Origin of the sequence: Nocardioides endophyticus (genome assembly GCF_039543845.1) — a bacterium.
GTDB lineage: Bacteria > Actinomycetota > Actinomycetes > Propionibacteriales > Nocardioidaceae > Nocardioides > Nocardioides endophyticus.
Map to the genome: position 1 here is coordinate 79,151 of NZ_BAABKN010000006.1, position 21,531 is coordinate 100,681.

The 21,531-nt window shown below is 70.7% G+C and carries 18 protein-coding genes and 1 pseudogene; 13 read left to right on the forward strand and 6 right to left on the reverse strand.

The annotated features are described in order from the left end of the window. Together ABEA33_RS05040 and ABEA33_RS05045 are read left to right on the forward strand one after the other, a co-directional pair. Positions 1-2,142: an MMPL family transporter gene (locus ABEA33_RS05040; protein ID WP_345525529.1), complete on the forward strand. Its 2,142-nt coding sequence runs from the start codon at positions 1-3 to the stop codon at positions 2,140-2,142. A 1-nt stretch (position 2,143) separates the two neighbouring features. Continuing rightward, the gene (locus tag ABEA33_RS05045; protein WP_345525531.1) at positions 2,144-2,872 is read left to right on the forward strand and encodes a hemerythrin domain-containing protein; all 729 of its coding nucleotides are present in this window, start codon (positions 2,144-2,146) and stop codon (positions 2,870-2,872) included. Positions 2,873-2,909: 37 nt separating this feature from the next. Here ABEA33_RS05045 and ABEA33_RS05050 read toward each other — a convergent pair whose 3' ends face one another. Next, positions 2,910-3,200 (reverse strand): DUF1330 domain-containing protein, encoded by a 291-nt coding sequence (locus ABEA33_RS05050; RefSeq protein ID WP_345525534.1) that lies wholly within the window; start codon positions 3,198-3,200, stop codon positions 2,910-2,912. Positions 3,201-3,377: 177 nt separating this feature from the next. Here ABEA33_RS05050 and ABEA33_RS05055 point away from each other — a divergent pair, with 177 nt between their 5' ends. Beyond that, positions 3,378-3,935 carry a TetR/AcrR family transcriptional regulator gene (locus ABEA33_RS05055; protein WP_345525535.1) on the forward strand — a complete coding sequence of 186 codons (558 nt, stop codon included), beginning with the start codon at positions 3,378-3,380 and terminating at the stop codon, positions 3,933-3,935. Positions 3,936-3,947: 12 nt separating this feature from the next. Here the strand turns inward: ABEA33_RS05055 and ABEA33_RS05060 are convergent, their stop codons facing one another. Next, a complete protein-coding gene (locus ABEA33_RS05060) occupies positions 3,948-7,382 on the reverse strand; it encodes an ATP-binding protein (protein ID WP_345525536.1) in 3,435 nt (1,144 codons plus the stop codon). An 82-nt stretch (positions 7,383-7,464) separates the two neighbouring features. Here ABEA33_RS05060 and ABEA33_RS05065 point away from each other — a divergent pair. Further along, positions 7,465-7,665 (forward strand): annotated as a pseudogene (locus ABEA33_RS05065) (IS3-like element ISPfr13 family transposase); the annotation flags it as partial. A gap of 29 nt (positions 7,666-7,694) precedes the next feature. Here ABEA33_RS05065 and ABEA33_RS05070 read toward each other — a convergent pair. Next, on the reverse strand, positions 7,695-8,096 hold the full coding sequence (locus ABEA33_RS05070) for a hypothetical protein (protein WP_345525633.1): 402 nt from the start codon (positions 8,094-8,096) through the stop codon (positions 7,695-7,697). Positions 8,097-8,362: 266 nt separating this feature from the next. After that, a complete protein-coding gene (locus ABEA33_RS05075; RefSeq protein WP_345525537.1) occupies positions 8,363-8,785 on the reverse strand; it encodes an Hsp20/alpha crystallin family protein in 423 nt (140 codons plus the stop codon). 186 nt (positions 8,786-8,971) lie between these two features. Here ABEA33_RS05075 and ABEA33_RS27390 point away from each other — a divergent pair, with 186 nt between their 5' ends. From ABEA33_RS27390 to ABEA33_RS05085, 3 genes are read left to right on the forward strand one after another with little or no spacing between them, the layout of a single operon-like run. Continuing rightward, positions 8,972-9,412, forward strand: coding sequence for a DnaJ domain-containing protein (locus ABEA33_RS27390; protein ID WP_425577330.1), 441 nt, complete (start codon positions 8,972-8,974; stop codon positions 9,410-9,412). Beyond that, complete coding sequence (locus ABEA33_RS05080) at positions 9,405-9,836, forward strand: MerR family transcriptional regulator (protein WP_345525538.1); 432 nt, start codon at positions 9,405-9,407, stop codon at positions 9,834-9,836. The genes ABEA33_RS27390 and ABEA33_RS05080 overlap by 8 nt, the downstream gene beginning before the upstream one ends. A 1-nt stretch (position 9,837) precedes the next feature. Continuing rightward, positions 9,838-10,155, forward strand: a complete 318-nt coding sequence (locus ABEA33_RS05085) for an STAS domain-containing protein (protein ID WP_345525539.1) — start codon at positions 9,838-9,840, stop codon at positions 10,153-10,155. Between the two features lie 212 nt (positions 10,156-10,367). Here the strand turns inward: ABEA33_RS05085 and ABEA33_RS05090 are convergent, their stop codons facing one another. Then, on the reverse strand, positions 10,368-10,763 hold the full coding sequence (locus ABEA33_RS05090) for a DUF3054 domain-containing protein (RefSeq protein WP_345525540.1): 396 nt from the start codon (positions 10,761-10,763) through the stop codon (positions 10,368-10,370). 37 nt (positions 10,764-10,800) lie between these two features. On the opposite strand from ABEA33_RS05090, the gene ABEA33_RS05095 reads away from it, so the two are divergent. From ABEA33_RS05095 to ABEA33_RS05115, 5 genes are all read left to right on the forward strand, one after another. Continuing rightward, positions 10,801-11,229 carry an NUDIX domain-containing protein gene (locus ABEA33_RS05095; protein WP_345525541.1) on the forward strand — a complete coding sequence of 143 codons (429 nt, stop codon included), beginning with the start codon at positions 10,801-10,803 and terminating at the stop codon, positions 11,227-11,229. Beyond that, a complete protein-coding gene (locus tag ABEA33_RS05100) occupies positions 11,229-11,387 on the forward strand; it encodes a hypothetical protein (protein ID WP_345525542.1) in 159 nt (52 codons plus the stop codon). The genes ABEA33_RS05095 and ABEA33_RS05100 overlap by 1 nt, the downstream gene beginning before the upstream one ends. Continuing rightward, on the forward strand, positions 11,384-12,322 hold the full coding sequence (locus ABEA33_RS05105) for an SMP-30/gluconolactonase/LRE family protein (RefSeq protein WP_345525544.1): 939 nt from the start codon (positions 11,384-11,386) through the stop codon (positions 12,320-12,322). Before ABEA33_RS05100 ends, ABEA33_RS05105 begins: the two co-directional genes overlap by 4 nt. Before the next feature lie 76 nt (positions 12,323-12,398). Next, complete coding sequence (gene dxs / locus ABEA33_RS05110) at positions 12,399-14,303, forward strand: 1-deoxy-D-xylulose-5-phosphate synthase (RefSeq protein ID WP_345525545.1); 1,905 nt, start codon at positions 12,399-12,401, stop codon at positions 14,301-14,303. Continuing rightward, positions 14,284-15,573, forward strand: coding sequence for a hypothetical protein (locus ABEA33_RS05115; protein WP_345525546.1), 1,290 nt, complete (start codon positions 14,284-14,286; stop codon positions 15,571-15,573). Before dxs ends, ABEA33_RS05115 begins: the two co-directional genes overlap by 20 nt. A gap of 67 nt (positions 15,574-15,640) precedes the next feature. Here the strand turns inward: ABEA33_RS05115 and ABEA33_RS05120 are convergent, their stop codons facing one another. After that, the gene (locus ABEA33_RS05120) at positions 15,641-19,813 is read right to left on the reverse strand and encodes a hypothetical protein (RefSeq protein ID WP_345525547.1); all 4,173 of its coding nucleotides are present in this window, start codon (positions 19,811-19,813) and stop codon (positions 15,641-15,643) included. Positions 19,814-20,035: 222 nt separating this feature from the next. Between ABEA33_RS05120 and ABEA33_RS05125 the strand changes: the two genes are divergently transcribed. Next, complete coding sequence (locus ABEA33_RS05125; RefSeq protein WP_345525548.1) at positions 20,036-21,529, forward strand: amino acid permease; 1,494 nt, start codon at positions 20,036-20,038, stop codon at positions 21,527-21,529. The last annotated feature ends 2 nt before the right edge of the window (positions 21,530-21,531 follow it).

Below are 21,531 nucleotides of genomic sequence, written 5' to 3' on the forward strand. Positions count from 1 at the left end.
GTGTCTCGCATCCTCCACCGTCTCGGTTACCGCACCGCGGCGCACCCGTGGCGGACGATCTCCGCCTGGCTCGTGGTCGTCGTCGCGGCCTTCGCGCTCGCAGGCTCCTTCGGGGGCACCACCCACGACGACTACAACGTCCCCGAGGCCCGGGCGCAGGCCGGCGTCGAACAGCTCCGCGCCCACGTCCCCGACGGTGGCGGCGCCACCGCGCAGGTCGTCGTCCACGACCGCCACGGCGACCCCCTGTCGGCGGCCGACCTCGACGGCCTGATCCAGCGCCTCGGCGCGCTCGACCACGTCAGCTCGGTCAGCCAGCCGCGGCTCTCCGCGGATTCGGACACCGCACTGGTGACCATCGGGTACGACGCCCCGGTCACCGACCCGGACCTCGTCGGCGCGCACGGCTACGACCCGCTCGAGGGCGCGATCGAACCGCTGCGCGACGCGGGCCTGCAGGCCGAGCTGGGCGGTGAGCTGCCCGGCGGCGCCGAGTCGACGATGAAGGGCACCGGTGAGCTCGCCGGCGTCATCGCCGCACTCGCGCTCCTGATCATCGCGTTCGGCTCGGTGGTGGCCGCCGGGCTGCCGCTCGCGGTCGCCCTGACCGGCCTCGCCGTCGGCTCGGCGGGCATCACTCTGCTGGCCGCCACGATGGACGTGTCCACGGCGGCTCCGACCGTGGCGACCATGGTCGGTCTGGGCGTTGGCATCGACTACGCGCTGCTGCTGGTGACCCGCCACGTGGAGTTCCTCGGCCAGGGTCTCGACAAGCGCGAGGCAGCCGGCCGGGCGATGGCCACCGCCGGCCGCTCGGTCGTCTTCGCCTCGCTCACCGTCCTGATCTCCCTGATGGGCCTGCGCCTCGGCGGCCTCCCGGTCTACTCGACGTTCGGCTACGCCACCGCGATCGCCGTCGTCTCCGTGCTCGCCGCGGCCCTCACCCTGGTGCCCGCGCTGTGCGGGCTGGCCGGCCGTCGGCTGATGCCGCGCCGCGCCCGCAGGGGCCTGCCCGCCCGTTCCCGCAAGGCACCCCTCACCGCCCGGTGGGCGGCCCAGGTCGTCAAGCGTCCGGTCGCCGCGGCCCTCGCCGCCCTGGTGTTCCTGCTCTTCCTGGCCGCCCCGGTCCTCGGCATGCGCACCTGGCCGCAGGACGGCAGCAGCAACAGCAAGGACACCTCGGTGCGCCAGGCCTACGACCTGATCGACGCCGAGTACGGCGCGGGTGCCAACGGCCCGTTCACCATCGTCGTCGACACCACCCAGGCCGACCCGCAGGCGATCGCCACCCAGATCGCCGACCGTCCAGGCATCGCTGAGGTCACCACCCCCTTCACGACGCCCGACGGTGCCATCGCGGTGTTCGATGCCGAGCCGGCGTACGGCCCGGCCGACGAGCGCACCTCCGATCTGGTGACGGCACTCCGCGAGGAGCTGCCGGCCGGCGTCGAGGTCACCGGCAACACCCCCATGTTCGCCGACCTCTCTGGGATGCTCTCCGAGCGGCTCTGGGTCGTCGTCGGGTTCGTGGTCGCCGTGTCGGTGCTGCTGCTGGCGATGATGTTCCGCTCGGTCGTCGTCCCACTGAAGGCAGCCGTGATGAACCTGCTGTCGATCGCCGCGTCGTACGGCGTGCTCACCGCCGTCTTCCAGTGGGGCTGGGGCGGGAGCCTGCTCGGGATCGACCACGCGGTCGCCGTCTCGAGCTGGATCCCGATCCTCACTTTCGCGATCCTCTTCGGGCTCTCGATGGACTACGAGGTGTTCCTGCTGTCGCGGATCCGCGAGGACTGGCTGCGCACGGGTGACGCCACGGGCAGCGTGGAGCGTGGGCTTGCCGCCACCGGCCGGGTCATCTCCTCGGCCGCGGCGATCATGGTCGTCGTCTTCCTCGGGTTCTCGACGGAGGCCGACACCGTGGTCAAGCAGCTCGGATTCGGGATGGCGGTCGCGATCGTGCTCGACGCCACCGTCGTCCGGATGGTCCTGGTCCCCGCGACGATGACGATGCTCGGCAAGTGGAACTGGTGGCTGCCCGCCTGGCTGGACCGCCTGCTCCCGACCATCGACGCCGAGAAGTTCGACCACGACGAGGCCGACCTGTGGGCCGAGCTCGGCGAGACCGAGAAGGTCGGTGCCTGAGATGTCCACCTCCTCCTCGAATGCCGGAGTCCACTCGTGGCCGCGGCAGCTGCAGTTGCCCGGCCAGGTCGCGGCCCCGGACGGCCCGATCGACATGCGGATGATGTACGTCATGCACCACGCCTTCCGGCGTGACCTGGACCTGTTCTCGGCGGCGGTGCGCAACACCCCCGTCGCCGAGCGGGCGACCTGGGCGCTGCTGGGTGAGCGGTGGGAGCTGTTCGCCGAGGCGCTGCACGAGCACCACACGATCGAGGACGACGGGGTCTGGCCGGCGCTGGAACAACTCGGCACCGCCGAGGACGTCGCCACCCTCGCCGCGATGGAGGCCGAGCACGGCGAGATGGAACCCCTGCTCGAAGGCTGTGCGGCCGGGTTCCGCCGATTGGCCGCGCACGCCGACGAGGACGCCCGGGCCGCGCTGGCCGTCAGGGTCTGCGCGGCACGCGAGTCGCTGCGGCGCCACCTCGCGCACGAGGAGACCGACGCGATCGCGATCATCCAGCGGCTGCTCTCTGCCGAGGACTGGGCCCGCATCGAGGAGGAGCACGCTCCTCCGGTGCGACTCCGGAAGGCGGTGCGGCTGGTGCCGTGGGCGGCGTACGGCGTCCCGCGCGAGGTGCTCGACCGGGTCTTCAGCGAGCCCGGCGGTCGTGGCTTCCGGGTGATCTGGCGGCTGACTCGCCGTCGGTTCGCGCGGCGGCACGCGCGTGCATTTCGGTTTGCCTAGCGGTTTGCCTAGCGGTTTGCCCAGCGGTTCACCTAGCTCAGGCGACCCCTGGCACCAGCCGGATGTCGCGCACGGCGCCGTCGCCGAGGGCCGCGAGGGCGTCCTGGTACGCCGGGCTGTCGTGGGCGGCCCGAGCGGCGTCCACCGACTCGAACTGGATGACCACGGTCCGGGTCTCCTCGCCCGCCTCGTAGGTCTGCTCGGGGAACCCGCGGGCGACGAAGGTGCCACCCGCCCCCTCGAGCGCAGGGCCGGCCAGCTCCGCGTAGGCCCGGAGCTTGGCCTCGTCGCTGATCTCCCGGTAGATGCTGATCCAGTAGGCGGTCATGACGGCATCCTGCCCTAACCGGCCATGAGCGCCGCGCCCAGGAGGTGTGCGTCCGCGTTGTTCATACGTTCGTGCGAGATTCCCGCACGAACGTTCGAACAACCGAAACGTGGGTGCCGCCAAGGAGCCTGTGGAGGAGGCCCGCCACCCTGGGGCCGACTGTGATGGGCTCGGGTGATGCCGTACCTGATGGACACCGGCGGCCGTGTCGATGAGCTGACCGACGCAGTCGTCTACTTGATCAACACGGAGGGGATCGGCTCGCTGACGATCCGCAAGATCGCCGCCGTCGCCCATGTCAGCCCGTCCTCGATCATCTCCCATCTCGAGAACAAGCGCCGGGTGACCGATCTGGTCATGAAGTGCATCGCCGGGCGACTTGATCGTCGACTCGCGACGCGGGTGCGGTACGACGGCGTCCTGGCGCTCGTGCCGGACGAGGGCGCGCTCGGGCTGGTGCGCGCCTGGTTGGCCATGTGTGAGCTCGCTCGAGGTGATGAGGAGCTCGCCGTGTCGGTCGCGTACCTCGAGCAGGGCCAGCGCGGCCTGGTGCAGTGGGCGTGCCGGCTGGCGCCTGACGACGAGGTCACCGTCGACGCCGTGCAGGCACTCGTCGTCGGGGTGTGGACAGCGATGTGCGCCAGGATCGAGCCGATGTCCTCGGCGCGGGCGGTCGTGGTCCTGCGGCACGCGTGCGCGGCGCTGGGAGTCGAGATGGTGGCCGCAGCCGAATGATCGGAGGCCGGATCAGAACCCGAAGTGCTCCCGCTGGCCGGCCACCCACGCACCGGCGAGCGGAACGTCCCACTCCTCGCACAGCGCGACCGCCCGCTCGGCATGCCGGGTGGCCAGATCGTCGTCACCGACCGTGTGAGCGGCCATGGCCAGGAACGCGTCGACCGGTCCGATCGTGCTCCCCGAACCAGCGCAGGCGGACTGGCCGGCGAGCCCGACGAGCTTCTCGTACGCCGTGGCGGCGAGCTCGCGCTCCTCGAGGTGACAGGCACTCTCGGCGGCCATGCTCCAGGCCATCGGCGAGTACCAGGTGTCCACGTTGACCGCGCGGTCGAGGTGCTCGCGGTGGGTGGTGAGGTAGTCGCGGGCCTCGTCGAGGCGACCGGTCCGGCACAGCATCGTGAGCAGCGGCGGCGCCACCGCGACGAACCCGTCGACCGGCATCGTCCGGAGCGCGCCGAGGATCAGCTCCTCGCCGCCGTCGCGCCAGAGCACCTGCATCATCATCGCTCCGGCGATCGACTCCTCGGACCCGGGGATCGTGACGACCTCGCCGATCGCGGCCATGTCCGCGACCAGCTTGTCGACCACCTCGAACTGGCCGCGCATGGCCGACCACGAGATCTCGATCGAGTCGAGCACCAGCAACGCGTAGACGTGCCGGATCCGGTCGGCTTCGGCCCGCCCCTCGACGAGGGACTCCTCGAGAGCCGCGACGTCGCCGATCTCACCGGCGGCCTCGGCGCGCAGGGCCAGCGCCGAGACGAGTCCCACGTTGTCGTGCAGCTCCCGGGCGATCTGAGCCGCCTCGGTGGTCATCTCCAGGCGCTGGGCGGCGTTCGCCCCGCGCCAGATCGCGATGGCGGACTTCACCAGCGCGATCAGCAGGAGCGATCGGTCCTCGAGCCGTCGGGCCATCGCGATCGCCTCGTCGACGAGCGCCTCCCTCTCCTGGGGCATGGAGTCGTAGTAGATCTCTCCGGCCAGAGCGAGCATCACTCGGCACCGGCGCGGGTCGTCACCGGTCGGGAGCCGGTCGAGGGCGTCGCGCAGGGCGCCGACCACGATCTCGTCGACGTCACCGCCGCCGGGCGTCCAGAGCGCGCCGGTGCTGGTCATCGCGCCGGCTCGGATCAGCAGGTCGAGGTCACCGGCACCGCCGGCGGCCTCGCCCGCGACCTCGATCGCCTCGTGGGCGACCTCCCGGAGCTCCAGCCAGCGGCCCGCGCGGCGGAGTACGTCGGCGAGGTCGGCGAGCACCTCGAACCGGTCCACCGGTGTGGACGCGGGATCGTCGTCCTGCGCTCCGAGCGCGTACTCGAGCATCTCCAGCGCCTCGACGTACGCATAGACCGTCATGGCGGAGCGCGCCGCTGCCTGGGCCGCGGGCCAGGCGCGGGCCAGGTGTCGTGGACCGGCGGCCAGCCAGTGCCGCGCGACCTCGGTCTCGCGCTTGGGCCGCCCGCTGAGCGCCTCGGCGGCGCGGGCGTGGACCCGAGCCCGGCGCGACTGGGGGAGACCGGCGAGGACGGTGTCGCGCACCAGGGCGTGGTTGAAGCGGAATCGGTCGACGCCGTCCTCGGCGACCAGGCCTGCCTCGATGGCAGGGTCGAGCCGGTCGAGCGCCGCCTCCTCGTCGGTGTCCGCGATCAGCGCGAGGGTGGACAGGTCGAAGATGCGACCCACGACGCTGGCGGTCTGGAGCAGGTCCTGGGTCGCCGGGTCGAGATGAGCCAGACGCCGGGAGAGCACCTCGTGGACCGCCGCCGGTGGCCGGCCCTCGGCCATCAGGGCTGCCAGGTCGCCGTCGCGGGCGAGACGCGCGTACTCCACCAAGAAGAAGGGGTTCCCCTCCGTGCGCTCGCGCAGGGCGTCGGCGTCGGCGTCGTTCGGTGCCGCCTGGGCGACCTGCGCGAAGACCTGGGCAGTGGCCTCGGCCGAGATGCCCCTGAGCTGGAACCGCAGTGCGTGCTTGCGGGCGAGGGCCTCGGTGACCTCGGCCAGCGCGCCGGTCGGGACCGGGTACTCGCGCCAGGTGGCCAGCACCAGCAACCGGGCCGGACTCTCGGCGGCCACCGCCTCGGTCAGCAGGCGCAGCACCCGCAGGCTCGACGTGTCGGCCCAGTGCAAGTCGTCGAGGACCAGCAGCAGGGGAGCCTTCTCGGCTGCGGAGATCACGGTCTGCACGACGGTCTCCCACGCGCGGAACGCGGCAGCGCCGTCGTCGCCGTCATCGGTCGACGGCAGGGCGGACCCGAGCCGCTCCAGCACCGTCGCCCACGGCCACAGGGCCGGCGCCCCGTCGTCCTGCGAGCAACGGCCCCACGCGATGGTGACGCCCTGCTCGTCGGCGTACGTCGCCAGCTCGATCGCCAGCCGGCTCTTGCCGATCCCGGGCTCACCGGTCAGCGCGACGAAGGCGAGGGATCCGGTCCCGGCGACGACCTGGTCGATCAGGCCGGTGAGGGCGGCCAGCTCGTCGTCACGGCCGGCGAGCGACCAGGGCCAGAGCGTCGGGAAGGGCAGCGGCGCGTGCGTCTCCAACCCGGCCGCAGTGGTTGAGGTGCTTCCGGTGGTCGAGCTTGTCGAGACCCCCGCAGCCGACGCAGGGCCCGACGCAGCAGGCTCGGCGACGGCGATCGCGTCCTGGCGCAGTACGGCGCTCTGCACCGCACGCAGCTCGGCACCCGGCTCGAGGCCGAGCTCCTCGTCGAGGACGCCGCGCACCTCGCGGAGCACGGCCAGCGCGTCGGCCTGCCGACCGGAGCCGGCGAGCGCGAGCGCGCGGAGCGCCCAGGCGCGTTCGCGCAGCGGGTGCGCCCGGGTCAGGGCGTCGAGCTCGGCCGCGACCGTGGCGTGCAGGCCGAGCAGGATCCCGAGCGCCGCGCGGTCCTCCGTCGCCAGCACCCGGAGCTCCTCCAGGCGGGCCCGCTCGGCCGCCGCGGCTGGGACGTCGCCGAGCTCGGCGAAGGGGACTCCGCGCCAGAGCGCCAGCGCTTCCACCAACGAGTCGTGCAGCGCCGACAGCTCACCGGCGTCGGCCGAGCCAGCAGGGAGGGGGCGGCCGCGGCAGAGGGCGTCAGCCAGGGGTGCGACCAGGGTGTGCGCCGAGGCCACGGTGTTCTCGAAGGCCACCGTGTCGAGGTCGTCGTCGGGCAGCCGGAGGGCGTAGCCGGGCTGCTCGGTCACCAACAGGGTGCCGCCGCCGCGGGTGGTACGGTCCGGTTCGAGTGCGCGGCGGAGCCCGGCGACGTACCCCTGCAGGGTGCCGGAGACGCCCGGCGGCGGGCTGCCGTCCCAGACCAGGTCGGCGAGCGTGTCGACCGCGACGGCGCGACCACGGTGCAGCGCCAGGGCAGCGAGCAGTGCCCGCTGCTTCGGGCCGCCGAGGTTGACCGGACCCGACGGCTCGGACGCAACCGTCGTGCCCAGGACACCGATCCGCATGAGCGCAGGATAGGGCTGCTCAGCGCAGGGTGTCCGCAGATCCCAAACGCCATACCGCAAGTCCGTGAAGGCCGTGGGCTTCGGGCCCGACAAGACCGAGTGCGTGCGCACCACGGTCATCCACGCCGGACCGCTGCGGACCATCGGCGACGTCGAGTTCGCCACCGCAGGCTGGCTCGACTGGTACAACAACCGGCGCCTGCGCGGCAGCACCCTTGGGATGATGACCCCGATGGAGTTCGAGCACGCCCACTACGCGACTCTCAACCGAGAGCCGCACCCGAATAGGGGCGGCGGAGAACCTGAGGCGCCTCAGGCTAACGGCGGTCCGGGCGTGGTGTGGTCGTCGGGTGCGGTGATGGGCATGGCTTCCCATGCCTGGGTGAGGTCGTGGCGGGTCAGGGTGCGAGTGTCGCCTGCTCGGAGGTCTTTGAGGTGCAGTGCGTGCCAGAACTGGGGGTGCTGCTCGCAGGCGAGCACGGCCGATACATGTCCGCGCACTGGCGGGCGGCGGTGGTCGGCGCTGACCTGGAGGTAGCGACCTCCGGAGTCTTGGGCACGCCAGGCCATGATGGTCGGGTCGGTCAGGATCGTGGCCCAAGCGAGCAGCTCGGAGGGGTTGTCCACGGCAGCGGTGGCGTCGCCGCAGATGTCGAGCTCGCGGGCGATGCGTAGCAGGATGGCGATCTCGCGTGCCTCCTGGGAGGGGTACATCGGGTCTCCGTTCTACGTGGCGGTCCGTCCGGATGTGAACTGCTGCGGGGGAGCCGTGCCTACCCGTGGGATCCGATCACCGAGGGCGAGCCGCGAGCGTGCGCACAGCCGCACTGGCTTCGAGGATGCGCCGAGGACGTGCCGCCCACATGGCGTGCGACGGTGTCTCGCGGCGTGTGTTCCCCTCCTTGGCGTGCTCGCGGCCCGCCCCGAGGCGGACGGCCCGTACCCCCTGGTCTGGGTCATCCGCCGGTCCGGGACGCCGCTCAGCTGGCGAGCTCCTTGGGTCCGCTGCCTGCGGCTACCTCGATCTTGCGTGGCTGGGCCTGCTCGGAGACCGGGATTTTGATGGTCAGCACGCCGGCGTCGTACGAGGCGCTGAGCTGGTCCAGGTCGAGCATGTCGCCGAGAACCAGCTGGCGGTCGAAGGCTCCGTAGCGACGTTCGTCGATCAGGGCCTCCATTGCTCCGCTGGCCGGTGCCTGACGCTCGGCGTGCACGCTCAGCACGTTCTGTTCCACGGTCACGTCGATCCTGCCCGGGTCGATGCCGGGAAGGTCGAGGTGGACCACGAATGCGCCGTTCTCACGGTACGCGGCGAGGGGCATCACCGAGGGGCGGGTCCCGTTGCCCCACAGTGCTTCGCTCAGCCGGTCGAACTCTCGGAACGGGTCGGTACGCATCAACATCGCGACAACCTCCTCTCAGATCCAGAATCGCGATCTTTGAAGAACGAGACAGATAATCTGTACTCGTTAGTTGAGATTATGAGCGGCGTCTGGCACGATTTCAAGAGCCAGCTCGGAGAAGTTCCTTGGCCACCGAGGGAGGCAGGGATGCGGGATAGGAACCGGGCCGCGCGTGAGGCAAGAGCGATGCTGGGGGTATCCCCGGACGCGGACTCCGCGCAGATCGTGCGCGCCTACCGCCGTCGCGCTCGGGCCGTGCACCCGGACGTCAGCACGGAGCAGGACGCGGGAGCGCAGTTCTCGGCACTGTGGGCGGCCTACCAGTTGTTGCTGGAGACAGCGCACGAACCGGGACTGGCGCTGGCCGGCGACGACCAGGGGTCGATCGTCGACCAACATCACCGTCGGCGGGTGCCTGCCCCTGCCCCTGGCCCCCTCGGCGGCTGGCCGGCCGGGTGGGCGGGCCGAGGCGACGCCTGGCTGGTCGCCGGGCCAGCGCGAGTGGAACCGTCCGCGCGCGCCAGGAGGCAACCTGGTCAACCCGCCGGGCGCACGGTCGGACCGCGCCCCCGATCACGGCCCGCCCCAGACGACGGCACGAATCGCGTGGAGCCCGGCCATGGGTGAGGTCGGCCACCGCGACGCCGTGTACTCGATCTCGGTCACCTCCGAGCTGAGCGGCGTCGACCCCCAGATGCTGCGCGTCTACGAACAGCGCGGGCTGCTCAACCCGTTTCGGACCCGGGGCGGCACGCGCCGATACAGCCACGACGACCTGGACCGGATCTCCGCCATCACGACCCTCCTGAGCGAGGGCCTCAACCTCGCCGGCATCGCCCAGGTCCTGCTGCTGCGCGAGACGTCCAGTCGGCTGGCCGCCGAACTGGGCGAGCTCCAAGTCGCCAACGAACCCACCCACACCGAACTCCGCCGACTGCGACGGGAAAACCGAGCCCTCAGAACCAAGCTCGCCGGGCAAGGCAGGTCACCACAGGAGCCGCCCGACCAGCCCCGGACAGACCGCACCGCGCCCGACGACGAAAGGACGTGAGATGCCAGACCTGTACCTGAACACCCACCAACACCACCACGCCGTCCACGTCACCTTGGTCGGACCCCTGAACGCCCGGACCGCCCCCCGGCTCCGAGCTGAGCTGAACCCGCACTCCAGCACCCGGGTCCAACTCCACATGCGCGACTGCACCGGGATCGACCTCGACGGACTATTCGCGCTGTCACTGGCCCACACCGCAGCCGCCGAAGCGGGAGGGTCGCTGGACCTCGCAGACGTCCCACCCCTCATCGCGCACTACCTGCACGACCACCACGCCGACCACCTGCTCGAGCCGCCTTCGGCCGAACAGCCATAGGACCTGCAGAGGCTGCGCGCCCCACCTCCCACCACAGCCGCCAGCGCCGGCGTCCGCTGCAAGGAGTCTGCCTCCCTGCGCTCTCACCCAGGGGAGCAGTCGGGTTCCGGTATCGGGCTCAGACCACGTCCTGGAACTGGAGCTCACTCTCAATGGCGGTCAAGTCCGCACGCTGATCATCCGCGACGAGCACACCACTGAGTTCGCCTGTTTCATCGGTGACGAGCGACCCGCCGCCTGACAAGCCACAACCCGCCACGCCAGCCCAGCATCGTCAGCGTGAGGAAGATGCCAGCCACGACGAGGAAGGCAGGGTCGAGGCCGCGTCCGGAGACTGCGCGTAGGGCCATGCCGAGGACGTAGGTCACCACCAGGACGATGGCGCCATCGGGCCAGACCCGAGATGCCTGCCGACCCCGCAACGTCAGCCAGAGGTGCGCCAGTACGGCGGCGAACGCGTACGGCCACGCGATGACGAGTACGAGCCAGAGGGAGCCAGCTTCGTCGTGGGAGTTCTTGCCACCGAGTGCCAGCGCAAGGACGCACAGCAGGTCGGCCAGGACCGGCCAGAGCCAACGGGCGGTTGGTCGCGGTTCCGTCGCAGTCACCTGCTCAGGGTCTCAGGCGCCCGGCTAGCGTGACCGCATGCATCGGTTCGCCTGCGTCCTCCTCGTCGACTCGCGGGGGTGGCTGCTGCTGCAGGAGCGCGACGAGCACCCGGTGATCGATCCCGAGAAGTGGGGTCTGCCCGGTGGTCATGTCGAGGACGGCGAGGGCTACGAGCCGGCGGCCTACCGCGAGCTCGAGGAGGAGACCGGCATCCGCCTCGAGCCGGGCGAGCTGCGCCTGTGGCGAGAGCTGCAGGTGTTCCACGAGGCGTACGGCACGCTCGACACTACGCAGGTGTACGCCGCCCGCGTCGACCTGACCGACGCCGACATCGTGGTTGGTGAGGGTCGCCAGATCGTCTTCGTCGAGCCGGCCACGGCGCGCGCCCTGGACCTCACGACCTCGGCGACGACCGCCGTACCCGAGTTCCTGGACTCGCCGGACTACCGGGCGCTCCTCGACTGATGGCCGGTCTCGGCATCGGCCTGATCGGGCTCGAGCTGCCCGGCGCGCCGCTGCGCCGGCCGCTGCCCGCGTACCGGGTCCGAGCCCGCGGTGCTCGCCGTCGCGGCAGCGTCGGCCCTGGTGTTGGTGGCCCCCTCACTGCTCTGATGGGCGCGTGAACGCACCCAGGAGTGAGCTCAGCGTCATCGCGGTCCCCGGTCCCGGAGCAGAGGACGTCGTCGTCGGAGGGCCGGGTCCCGACGAGGGCGCGGTCTTCACCGGGACCGAGGACGGCAGCATCTTCCGGGTCAGCCACGACGGACAGCACCTCGACCGGATCGCGCACACCGGCGGCCGCCCCCTCGGCATCGAGATCGACCTCGACGGCCGACTGCTGGTGTGCGACGCACACCAGGGCGTGCTCCGGGTCGACCCGCGCTCTGGCGCGATCGAGGCGGTGGTCGACCGGATCGGTCGCGCTCCGATGATGTTCTGCAACAACGCGGCGATCGCCGGCGACGGGACCGTCTGGTTCAGCGACTCGTCGACGATGTACGGCATCGAGCAGTGGAAGGACGACTTCGTCCAGGACACCCGCACCGGCCGGCTCGCCCGCCTGGGCACGGATGGCTCCGTCGAAGTCGTGCTCGACGGCCTGGCGTTCGCCAACGGGGTCGCGCTGAGCTCTGACGAGTCGTACGTCGCCGTGGCGGAGACCGGCGCCCGCACGGTCGTCCGGTGGTGGCTGCAGGGCCCGCGGGCCGGCACCCGCGACTTCCTGGTGTCCGACCTGCCCGGGTACCCCGACAACATCGCCCGGGGGAGCGACGGGCTGATCTGGGTGTCGATCGCCAGCCCTACAGACCCCGTCGTGGAGCGCCTGCAGAGGGCGCCACTGGCGCTGCGGAAGCTGGTCACCAAGATCCCCGAACGCCTCCAGCCCGCGCCCAAGCACACCGTCCGGGTCCAGGCGTACGACGATGCCGGCACGCTGGTGCACGACGTCGACGTGGAGACCTCGGCGTACCACATGGTCACCGGCGTGCGGGAGCACGAGGGCCGGGTCTGGCTCGGCAGTCTCCACGAGCCGGCGGTGGCGTACGTCGACCTGTGACCTCGAAACCACCGGTACGAGGTGTCGCGCTCCCAGAGGCGTGTGTCCAACATGTGAACCCGTAGACTCGGCGGCTATGGGCATTCTCGAATCGATCACGTCACCGCGCGACCTGCGCGGCCTGTCCGACGCCCAGCTGGACCAGCTCGGCAGTGAGATCCGAGACGTGATGGTGGAGACCTGCAGCCGCAACAGCGGCCATCTCGGGCCCAACCTCGGCGTCGTCGAGCTGACGATGGCGATCCACCGGGTCTTCGACTCCCCGCGGGACCGGGTCGTCTTCGACACCGGCCACCAGTCCTACGTCCACAAGCTCCTGACGGGCCGATTCGACCAGTTCTCGACCCTGCGCAAGGAGGGTGGCCTGTCCGGCTATCCCAGCCAGGAGGAGTCCGCCCACGACATCGTCGAGAACTCGCACGCCTCCACCGCCCTCAGCTACGCCGACGGCCTCGCGAAGGCCTTCACCATCCGCGGCGAGGACCGCCACGTCGTCGCCGTGATCGGTGACGGCGCGCTCACCGGAGGCATGGCCTGGGAGGCGCTCAACAACATCGCGATCGCCAGCAAGAGCAAGCTCGTGATCGTCGTCAACGACAACGGCCGCTCCTACACGCCCACGATCGGTGGCCTCGCCACCGCGCTCACCGGGCTGCGCACCAACCCGCGCTACGAGTCCGTGCTCGACATGGTCAAGCGCCGGCTCAACGCGGTCCCCGGCGTCGGCCCCGCGGCGTACGACGCCCTCCACGCGATGAAGAAGGGCGTCAAGGACGCGCTCGCTCCGCAGGGACTCTTCGAGGACCTGGGCCTCAAGTACGTCGGTCCCGTCGACGGTCACGACCGCGCCGCGATGGAGCAGATGCTCGCGCAGGCCAAGAAGTTCAACGGCCCGGTGATCGTGCACGCGCTGACCCGCAAGGGCTTCGGGTACGACGCCGCCGAGCGGCACGAGGCCGACCAGTTCCACTCGCCCGGTCCGTTCGACGTCGAGACCGGCGTCGAGCACCCCAAGGGCGAGATCTGGACCGACGTCTTCGCCGACGAGATCGTGCGGGTCGGCCAGCGGCGCAAGGACATCGTCGGCATCACCGCCGCGATGATGCACCCGGTCGGGCTCGACAAGTTCCAGGCCAGGTTCCCGGAGCGCACCTTCGACGTCGGCATCGCCGAGCAGCACGCCGCGACCTCCGCGGCCGGCTTGGCGATGGGTGGCCTGCACCCGGTCTTCGCGGTCTACGCGACCTTCCTCAACCGGGCCTTCGACCAGGTCCTGATGGACGTCGCGCTGCACCAGTGCGGGGTCACCTTCGTGCTCGACCGCTCCGGGGTGACCGGTGACGACGGCGCCAGCCACAACGGCATGTGGGACATGTCGATCCTCCAGGTCGTCCCCGGCCTGCGGCTCGCCGCGCCCCGCGACGCGACCCGCCTGCGCGAGCTGCTCAACGAGGCGGTCGAGGTCGAGGACGCACCCACCGTCGTGCGCTACCCGAAGGGCCCCCCGCCCGCTGACATCGAGGCCGTCGGCAAGGCCGGTGGCTGCGACGTGCTGGTGCGCACCGGCACCAAGGACGTCCTGGTGGTCGCCGTCGGCTCGATGGCGACCGTCGCGGTCGGCGTCGCCGAGCGGCTACTCGCCCAGGGCATCGGCGTCACGGTCGTCGACCCCCGCTGGGTCAAGCCGGTCGACCCCGCGATCATCGATCTCGCGCGCGAGCACCGGCTGGTGGTCAGCATCGAGGACAACGGCGAGACGGGTGGCTGCGGAGCAGTGCTGCTGCAGACGCTCAACGCGGCCGGCGTGCACACCCCGTTCCGCCTGCACGGCATCCCGCAGGACTTCCTGACCCACGCCAAGCGCGGCGTCATCCTCGAGCGGATCGGCCTCACCCCCCAGGCGATCGCCCTGGGCATCGTGGAAGACATGACCTCGCTGTCCGACGGTCGTTCTGCCCTCGATGTCGAGCACACGCCGTAGCCCACGGACCCTGGGGGTCCTGCTGGCGCTCTGCCTGACGGGCCCCGCACTGGTCGCCTGCACCGGCGACGACGACCCGGGCCGGAGCTCGGTCGACGCGCCGCCGGACATCTCCGGCGCGATCCGCGACGCCCTCGACGCCCGCGCCGCCGCCGTACGTCGGGCCGACCCGGCGGCGTTCACCCGCTCCCTGGGCGGCCGCAGGGCGTTCCGCGACCAACAGCAGACCTGGTACTCCAACCTGGCCCAGCTGCCGCTGGCGCACTTCCGCTACCGGTTCGACCCGCGCAGCCTGGTCCGGGACGGCGACGGCTACTGGGTGACGGTCGACGAGGTGATGCAGCTCGACGGGTACGACGCCGCGCCCGTCGTCAGCCCCGACCGGTTCCGCTTCGTGCCCAGGGACGGGTCCGGCCGGATGCGGCTCACGTCGGTGACCGACGCCGACTGGGAGAGCGCTCACCGGGTGCAGGCGCAGCCCTGGGACCTCGGTGCGGTCGAGGTCAGGCTCGGGTCCGGGGTGCTCGGGGTGTTCGATGCCGACTCGGTGGCGACGGCGGGTGATCTGCTGACCTCGGTCGAGGCGGGCATCAGCGACGTGTCGGCCTGGGTGCCCTACGACTGGTCGCGCACGGTGGTCGTCTACGCGCTCACGGAGCCCACCTTCCTGGACAGCCTCGAGGACGTGCCCGGCGACGACCCCGGCGACCTCGACGCCGTCTCCTTCCCGGCGGGGGAGGGCACCCGCTTCGTGCTCAACCCGCGAGTGGTCGGCGACGCGGGACCGGGCCGCGATCGGCTGGTGCGCCACGAGCTCACCCATGTCGCCGTGGGCAGCCACGACGACCAGGCGCCGGTGTGGCTGTCCGAAGGGCTCGCGGAGTGGGTGTCGGTCCGGCCGCTGCCGCCCGAGGAGCGACGCCTCCCCGATGCCGCCCTGGCCGCCGCCGAGGCGGGTGCGGCCGACCTGCCCGACGACGCGTCGTTCAACGACGAGGACTCCCAGGCGCACTACGGGCTGGCGTGGTGGGCGGTCGAGTACGTCGCCGACTCGTACGGCGACGAGGCGCCCTGGCTGCTGCTCGACGCGCTGGGCGCTCCGGGAGCCAATCCCGACGAGGTGCTGCGCGACCAGTTCGGCACCAGCACCCGCGACCTCGCCGAGCAGGCCGACCGGATGATCCTGGCGACGTACGTCGAGCCGACCGAGACCCCGACGGACGAGCCGACCGACACCCCGACCGACACCCCGACCGACGCAGGTCTCTGACCGGCGCCGACGCAGGAAGGGGCCCCCGAGGGGGCCCCTTCCGTCATTCAGTTCGTGCGTGCCGCGGCTACCTCTTCCTCACCAGCACCACGGTGGTGTTGGTCGAGGTCGTGGCCCCGGAGTCGCTGACGAACCTGATCGCGACCCGGACCGCCAGGTGCCTCTTCTTGCGCAGCTTCTTCAGCTGACCCGGCTTGGCCTTGACCAGCACGCTCACTGTCGTCGCCCGGGAGACGGACTTGGTGGCCGTGCGGATCTTGGCGCCGTTCGCGGTGAGGTGACCACCGTCGCTGACCTTGACCCGCAGGGTCGCCGTGCCCTTCTTGGCGTGCTTGGTCACCGCGCCGAGCTTCAACGTGAGGCTCGTCGGCGTCGTCACCGGCGGCTCCACGGGCGGCGTCGTCGGCGTGGCGGTCACCTTCACCGTCAGCGCCTCCGAGGTCGTCGTCTGGCCGGACGAGTCCGTGACGACGGCCTGGAAGCTCACCGTCTTGCCGTCGTACGCCGAGCTCGGCGTCCAGCCGAACTGGTACGGCGCCTGGGTGGCGACGTCCACGGGCGAGCCGTCGACGAGCAGGGTCGCCGACTTCACCGCGAAGTCGTCGGACCCCCGCACCAGCGGGTAGACCGTCCGACCCACGCCGATCTCGGTCCCGGTCCCGGGGTCGATCAGGGCGGCGGTCGGGACGTCGTCGGCGACGACGCCCACCGTGGTGGGCACGCCGGCGACCGGCGTCGACGAGCGTGACGGCAGCGTGATCGATGCTGCGCCGTTGCTGTCGTTGCCGGAGATCGCCTCCACCCCGGTGCTCGGGTCGGCAGGACCGTTCGCGACCGGAGCGGCGGTGCCCACGTGGCTACCGGTGACCACGAGCGGTGCTCCCACCCGGACCGCGGTGTTGTCGGCGTTCGCGTTGTAGGCCGCGAACCCGTTGCCCGTGATGTTGCTGCCCGACACCGTGAGAGCACCCGAGGTCTCGGTGCCGGCGTCGGTCAGCAGGATGCCGTAGGACTTGGCCGGGTCGGTCTTGAAGTAGTTGCCGGTGATCCGGCTGTCCTTCACGAACCCGTCCACACCGCTCGTGTACTTCACCCCGGTCTGGGGGACCAGCGTGTTCGGCTTGCCCTTGACGACGGTGTCGACGACGTAGCCGTGCTGCTTGATGCCGGTGCGCACGGTGTTGTCCGCCGCCCCGTCCTTGCCGCGAGCACCGTCGAAGAGGATGCCGCCGGACTGGTAGCCGGTGACGACGCTGTTCGCGACCGTCACCTCGCTCTCGACCGTGCCGGCTCCCTGGCCGCGGATGATGCCGGTCTTCACGATGCCCCAGCCGTGCGGGTTCTCCGCCAGCTCGCCGGCGCTCGCGGCGACCTTCATCGGACCGACGACGCTCTCGGACACCCGACCCGCAGCACCGAAGAAGGCGATGCCCGCCTCGGCGTACGTGTCGCCGGCCGTCACGGTGACGCCGGAGATGTCCAGGAACATCTCGTTCGTGTCGGTCGAGCCCAGCGACTGCCGCGACACGGTGATCACGTTGCCGCCGCCGTCACGCAGGTACGGCGTCGAGCCGGCCAGCGTGTCGAGGGACTGGTCCGGCTCGATGGTGACCTGGTCCGCGCCCGCACCCTTGATCTTCAGGGGCTTGGTGATGGTCAGGCCGTTGGTCGCGCCGGCCGCCACCGGGTTGGAGTCGTGGTAGACCGGCGTGGACGACTCCTGGTACGTGCCCGCGCACACCACGATCGTGTCCCAGGGAGCGGCGAAGTCGACCGCCTTCTGGATCGAGGTGAAGCTGGCGTTGGGACACTGCTGCTTGTCGTCGTCGACGACCCAGGCGGTGTCGCTGTACTCGTTGCCGACCTGGTCGTTCAGCTTCAGGTTGCCCGCGCTGTTGTCGTACGACGCCAGGAAGTCGGCCGGGTCGGGTCCGGTCGCCGGGGCGCCGCTGCCGGCACCGGTGGCGATGTTGCCGTCGGAGAGCACGGCGGCGTCGGACGACGTCGACTCCTGGAAACGGAGGTCGGCCAGCTGGATCGAGCCGGACGCCGGGGTGCCCGCCTCGCCGAAGCGCAGCTCGACCGCGTCGACCGACTTCACATCGACCCCCTGCTTCGCGAACTCGCTGAGCGGCACCCGGATCTGCTCCAGCACGATGTGCGTGTTGGCGGTGTTGGTGCCGGTGGACATGTGCAGGGCGTTGCCCCAACGCGGGTCACCCGCGTGGACCGTGGCCTCGTGGCCGGCGTTGTCACGCACGGCGATGAGGAAGTCCTGCGTCGTCGAGGTCGGGTCGTACGACGTGGGCTTCTCGTTCGTCCAGCACGGCAGGGCCACGGTGCAGTCGTCCGTGAGGTCCGGGTCGGTGGGAGGGGTGGTGAGCACTGGCAACCTGGTGTTGTCGCCGCGGTTGTCGGCGCCCGGGTTGCGGTCGTCGAAGAAGTTGACGTCCGCGTCAACCGCGAGCGCCTTCAGACCGCTCAGGTCCTGGTCCGCTGCGGGGATCTGGGCGGTCAGCTTGGCCTTCTTGTCGAACTCCCACGCGAGCGCCAGCTGGCGGCCGTAGGAGTGGTTGATCGGCGAGTTCTCACGGGTGCCGTTCTGGCCGCCGAGCTCGGCCTTGCCCGGCAACGGGCAGGCCTTGGCGCCCGTCGGCTGGGTGCCCTTGCCGAGCTGGGACGGCACGAAGTCGTCCGGCTCGGGGTTGCACCAGTCGTAGCCGCCCGCGGTCTTCTTGGGCAGCTCGACGCCCCCGCTCTCGCGGTACGGGTAGGCGAAGCCGCTGCCGCTGAGGGCACCACCGAGGGCGTTCAGCGAGAGCGGGTTCTCGATCTCGGGACGGATGACGTCGACCCGCTGCTCCGGCGGTGCGAAGTAGGTGGTGGTCGAGTACTCGGCACAGGGGACTTGGGTCTCGGGGACGCTCGTCGGGCAGGCCGAATCCGGGACCTGTCGGTGCAAGGCGGTGTCGGACAGCTCGCCGGTCATGTAGGGCTCGAACGCGCCCTCGCCGCCGACGTACCGACGGAAGAACGCGGACATGGTCGCGAGGCCGAGCTTCTCCTGGTCGCCCATCCGCGCCGGGTCACCGGAGATCTTGGTGTTCACGGCCGGGTCATAGGTCGCGGAGTTGTCGATCTTGTAGTTCTTCGAATCGTCGGTGTAGCTGGCCGCGCCGCTCAGCCGCAGGTTGTTCAGGTGCACGTTGTTGGTGGCGAACGGGGCTGAGTTGCCGCACGCCGCATCGTTGTTGCCTTGCCCGTCGGCACCGCCGTCGGCGTACCAGACCGTGTTGTACCAGTTGTGGATCGAGCCCAGGTGCGAGACCTGGATGCGCGGGAACGGGTCGTCGCCGTTGATGTACTGGCTGCGCTCGAAGAAGCGGGCGCCCTGCAGGTTCGAGACGTCGCCGTCACAGAACGGGAGGATCGTCATGTACGGCACGCCGTATGGCGCCTTGCGCTCGTAGTCCACCGGCGCCAGCGAGATGACGCCGCGCAGGGGGTAGCGGGGACCGTCGGTGCGGATCCGGTTGTAGTCGATGAAGCTGGTGACCGCGTCACCGCCGCGCGAGTGGCCCATCAGGCCGATGCGCGTCATGTCGAGCTTGCCCACGAGCGTGGTGCCGATGGTGGTGTGCGCGTCATTCGCGAGACCGCCGGGTGCGTTGGCCGCGGTCAGCGCGTCGAGGGCAGCGGCGATCAGCTTGCGCCGCTGGTGCATGCCCTTGCCCTTGGCGTTGTCCTGACGCATCATCAGCTGGTCCTGCGACAGGGAGAAGACCGTGTACCCCCAGCTCGCCAGGTTCTCGCCGAGGTACGCGTAGCCGGCCTCGTTGCGCTTGAACTGCGCGCAGCTGGCGGTCGCCGAGTCCTGGCCGGCGTCACACGAGCCGTGGTTGCCGTGCACGAGCATAATGACCGGCGAGGGCTCGGCTCGGCTGCTCGGGTAGTAGAGGGCGCCGCGGATCTCGAGTGACTCGGCCGCCGCCGGCCCGCCCGCCGTCGAGGCGCCGCCGGAGGAGTTCGGCTCCTGGAGCGCCGCGACGCCGAGCTTGGTCTCTTGGACGGTCGCCACGGTGTCCGTGCCGCGTGTCATCGGGTCGGGCAGCGGGGTGGCCGCCGGCGCTGCCGCGTGGGCAGGTGCGACGGCGAGGGGGGCGGTGGCCGGCACGAGAAGTGCCGCTACCAGCGGTAGCAGCGCCAGCGAGCGCCAGCGCATCGAACGGGGTCGCTTCACGGAAGGTCCTGTCTCTTCGTGGGAGCGCGCTCGTAGAAGGGCCACGACGTGTCCCGAGACGTCGGACCCGAGCGGCTCGCTCACGCTAGGGACGGTCAATTGCCGCGATGTTGCGGCGGCATTGCGACGGAGAGCGTCGTGAATTGGCTGTGTTTCGCGGGCACACCCAGCCCGCGAGACCGGCGTTGTTTGGGACCGTCGGTCGGAGGACAGTGTGGGTTCATGAACGTCCTGCGGACCAAGTCGATCGAGCAGTCCCTCGAGGACACCGACGACCCGGAGTACCAGCTCAAGAAGCAGCTCACCGCGCTCGACCTCACCGTGTTCGGCATCGGCGTGGTCATCGGCGCCGGCATCTTCACGCTGACCGGGCGAGTGGCCAGGGACTACGCCGGACCCGGCGTCGTCTTCTCCTTCGCCCTCGCGGCTATCTGCTGTGGGCTCGCGGCGCTCTGCTACGCCGAGTTCGCCTCGACGGTGCCGGTGGCCGGCTCGGCGTACACGTTCTCCTACGCCACCCTCGGGGAGCTGGTCGCCTGGATCATCGGGTGGGACCTGATCCTCGAGCTGATGCTCGGCGCGTCGGTGGTCGCCCAGGGCTGGAGCACCTACCTGGTGACCTTCCTCGACGAGATCGGCATCACCTGGCCGGCCTCGATCGGGCCCACCTCGTCACCGGACTTCCAGTGGGACCACGTCAACGTCGCGGCGGTGCTGCTCGTCGCGATGCTGACGATGCTGATCGCGATCGGCATCAAGGAGTCGCTGCGGGTCAACCTGTTCCTGGTGGCGCTCAAACTCTTCATCGTGCTGTTCGTGATCATCGCCGGTCTCTTCTACGTCTCGGGCGCCAACTACGACCCGTTCATCCCGCCGGCCGCCGACCCGATCCACGCCAGCGGTCTCACCCAGCCGCTGATCCAGTGGATGTTCGGGCTCGAACCCCAGACGTTCGGCGTCCTCGGCATCATCTCGGCGGCCTCGGTGGTGTTCTTCGCCTACATCGGCTTCGACGTGGTCGCGACCACCGCCGAGGAGGCGCGCAACCCGCAGAAGGACCTGCCGAAGGGCATCCTCGGCTCGCTTGCCATCTGCACGCTGCTCTACATGGCGGTCGCGCTGGTGATCACGGGGATGGTCCCGTACGACAAGATCGACCCCGACGCAGCGCTCGCGACGGCCTTCACCTCCGTCGGCAAGGACGGCTTCGCGACGATGATCGCGGCCGGTGCCGTCGCCGGTCTCACGACCGTGGTGATGACGCTTCTGATCGGTGCGGTCCGGGTGCTCTTCGCGATGAGTCGCGACGGGCTGCTGCCGAAGGCACTCGCCCACACCAACCCGAAGACCGGTACGCCGGTCCGGATCACGATCACGATCGGCGTCCTGGTCGCCGTGATCGCGGGCTACACGCCGATCGGCAAGCTCGAGGAGATGGTCAACATCGGGACGCTGACCGCGTTCCTGCTGGTGTCCCTCGCGATCCCGGTGCTGCGGCGTACCCGCCCCGACCTGGACCGGCCGTTCCGGGTGCCGCTCAGCCCGGTGGTGCCGATCCTGGCCGCGTTGATCTGCTTCTACCTGATGCTCAACCTCAGCATCGAGACGTGGCTGCGGTTCCTGGTCTGGATGGTCCTCGGCTTCGCGATCTACTTCGCCTACGGCCACCGGCACAGCCGGGTGAGGACCGAGACCAAGGAAGGTGCTGACGCCTGATC

Bases quoted from the DNA above. Each gene is read 5' to 3' on its own strand.
- ABEA33_RS05045 (WP_345525531.1), top strand. From the start codon at position 2,144: ATGTCCACCTCCTCCTCGAATGCCGGAGTCCACTCGTGGCCGCGGCAG.
- ABEA33_RS05050 (WP_345525534.1), bottom strand. From the start codon at position 3,200: ATGACCGCCTACTGGATCAGCATCTACCGGGAGATCAGCGACGAGGCC.
- ABEA33_RS05055 (WP_345525535.1), top strand. From the start codon at position 3,378: ATGCCGTACCTGATGGACACCGGCGGCCGTGTCGATGAGCTGACCGAC.
- ABEA33_RS05060 (WP_345525536.1), bottom strand. From the start codon at position 7,382: ATGCGGATCGGTGTCCTGGGCACGACGGTTGCGTCCGAGCCGTCGGGT.
- ABEA33_RS05070 (WP_345525633.1), bottom strand. From the start codon at position 8,096: ATGTACCCCTCCCAGGAGGCACGCGAGATCGCCATCCTGCTACGCATC.
- ABEA33_RS05075 (WP_345525537.1), bottom strand. From the start codon at position 8,785: ATGTTGATGCGTACCGACCCGTTCCGAGAGTTCGACCGGCTGAGCGAA.
- ABEA33_RS27390 (WP_425577330.1), top strand. From the start codon at position 8,972: ATGCTGGGGGTATCCCCGGACGCGGACTCCGCGCAGATCGTGCGCGCC.
- ABEA33_RS05080 (WP_345525538.1), top strand. From the start codon at position 9,405: ATGGGTGAGGTCGGCCACCGCGACGCCGTGTACTCGATCTCGGTCACC.
- ABEA33_RS05085 (WP_345525539.1), top strand. From the start codon at position 9,838: ATGCCAGACCTGTACCTGAACACCCACCAACACCACCACGCCGTCCAC.
- ABEA33_RS05095 (WP_345525541.1), top strand. From the start codon at position 10,801: ATGCATCGGTTCGCCTGCGTCCTCCTCGTCGACTCGCGGGGGTGGCTG.
- ABEA33_RS05100 (WP_345525542.1), top strand. From the start codon at position 11,229: ATGGCCGGTCTCGGCATCGGCCTGATCGGGCTCGAGCTGCCCGGCGCG.
- dxs (WP_345525545.1), top strand. From the start codon at position 12,399: ATGGGCATTCTCGAATCGATCACGTCACCGCGCGACCTGCGCGGCCTG.
- ABEA33_RS05115 (WP_345525546.1), top strand. From the start codon at position 14,284: ATGTCGAGCACACGCCGTAGCCCACGGACCCTGGGGGTCCTGCTGGCG.
- ABEA33_RS05125 (WP_345525548.1), top strand. From the start codon at position 20,036: ATGAACGTCCTGCGGACCAAGTCGATCGAGCAGTCCCTCGAGGACACC.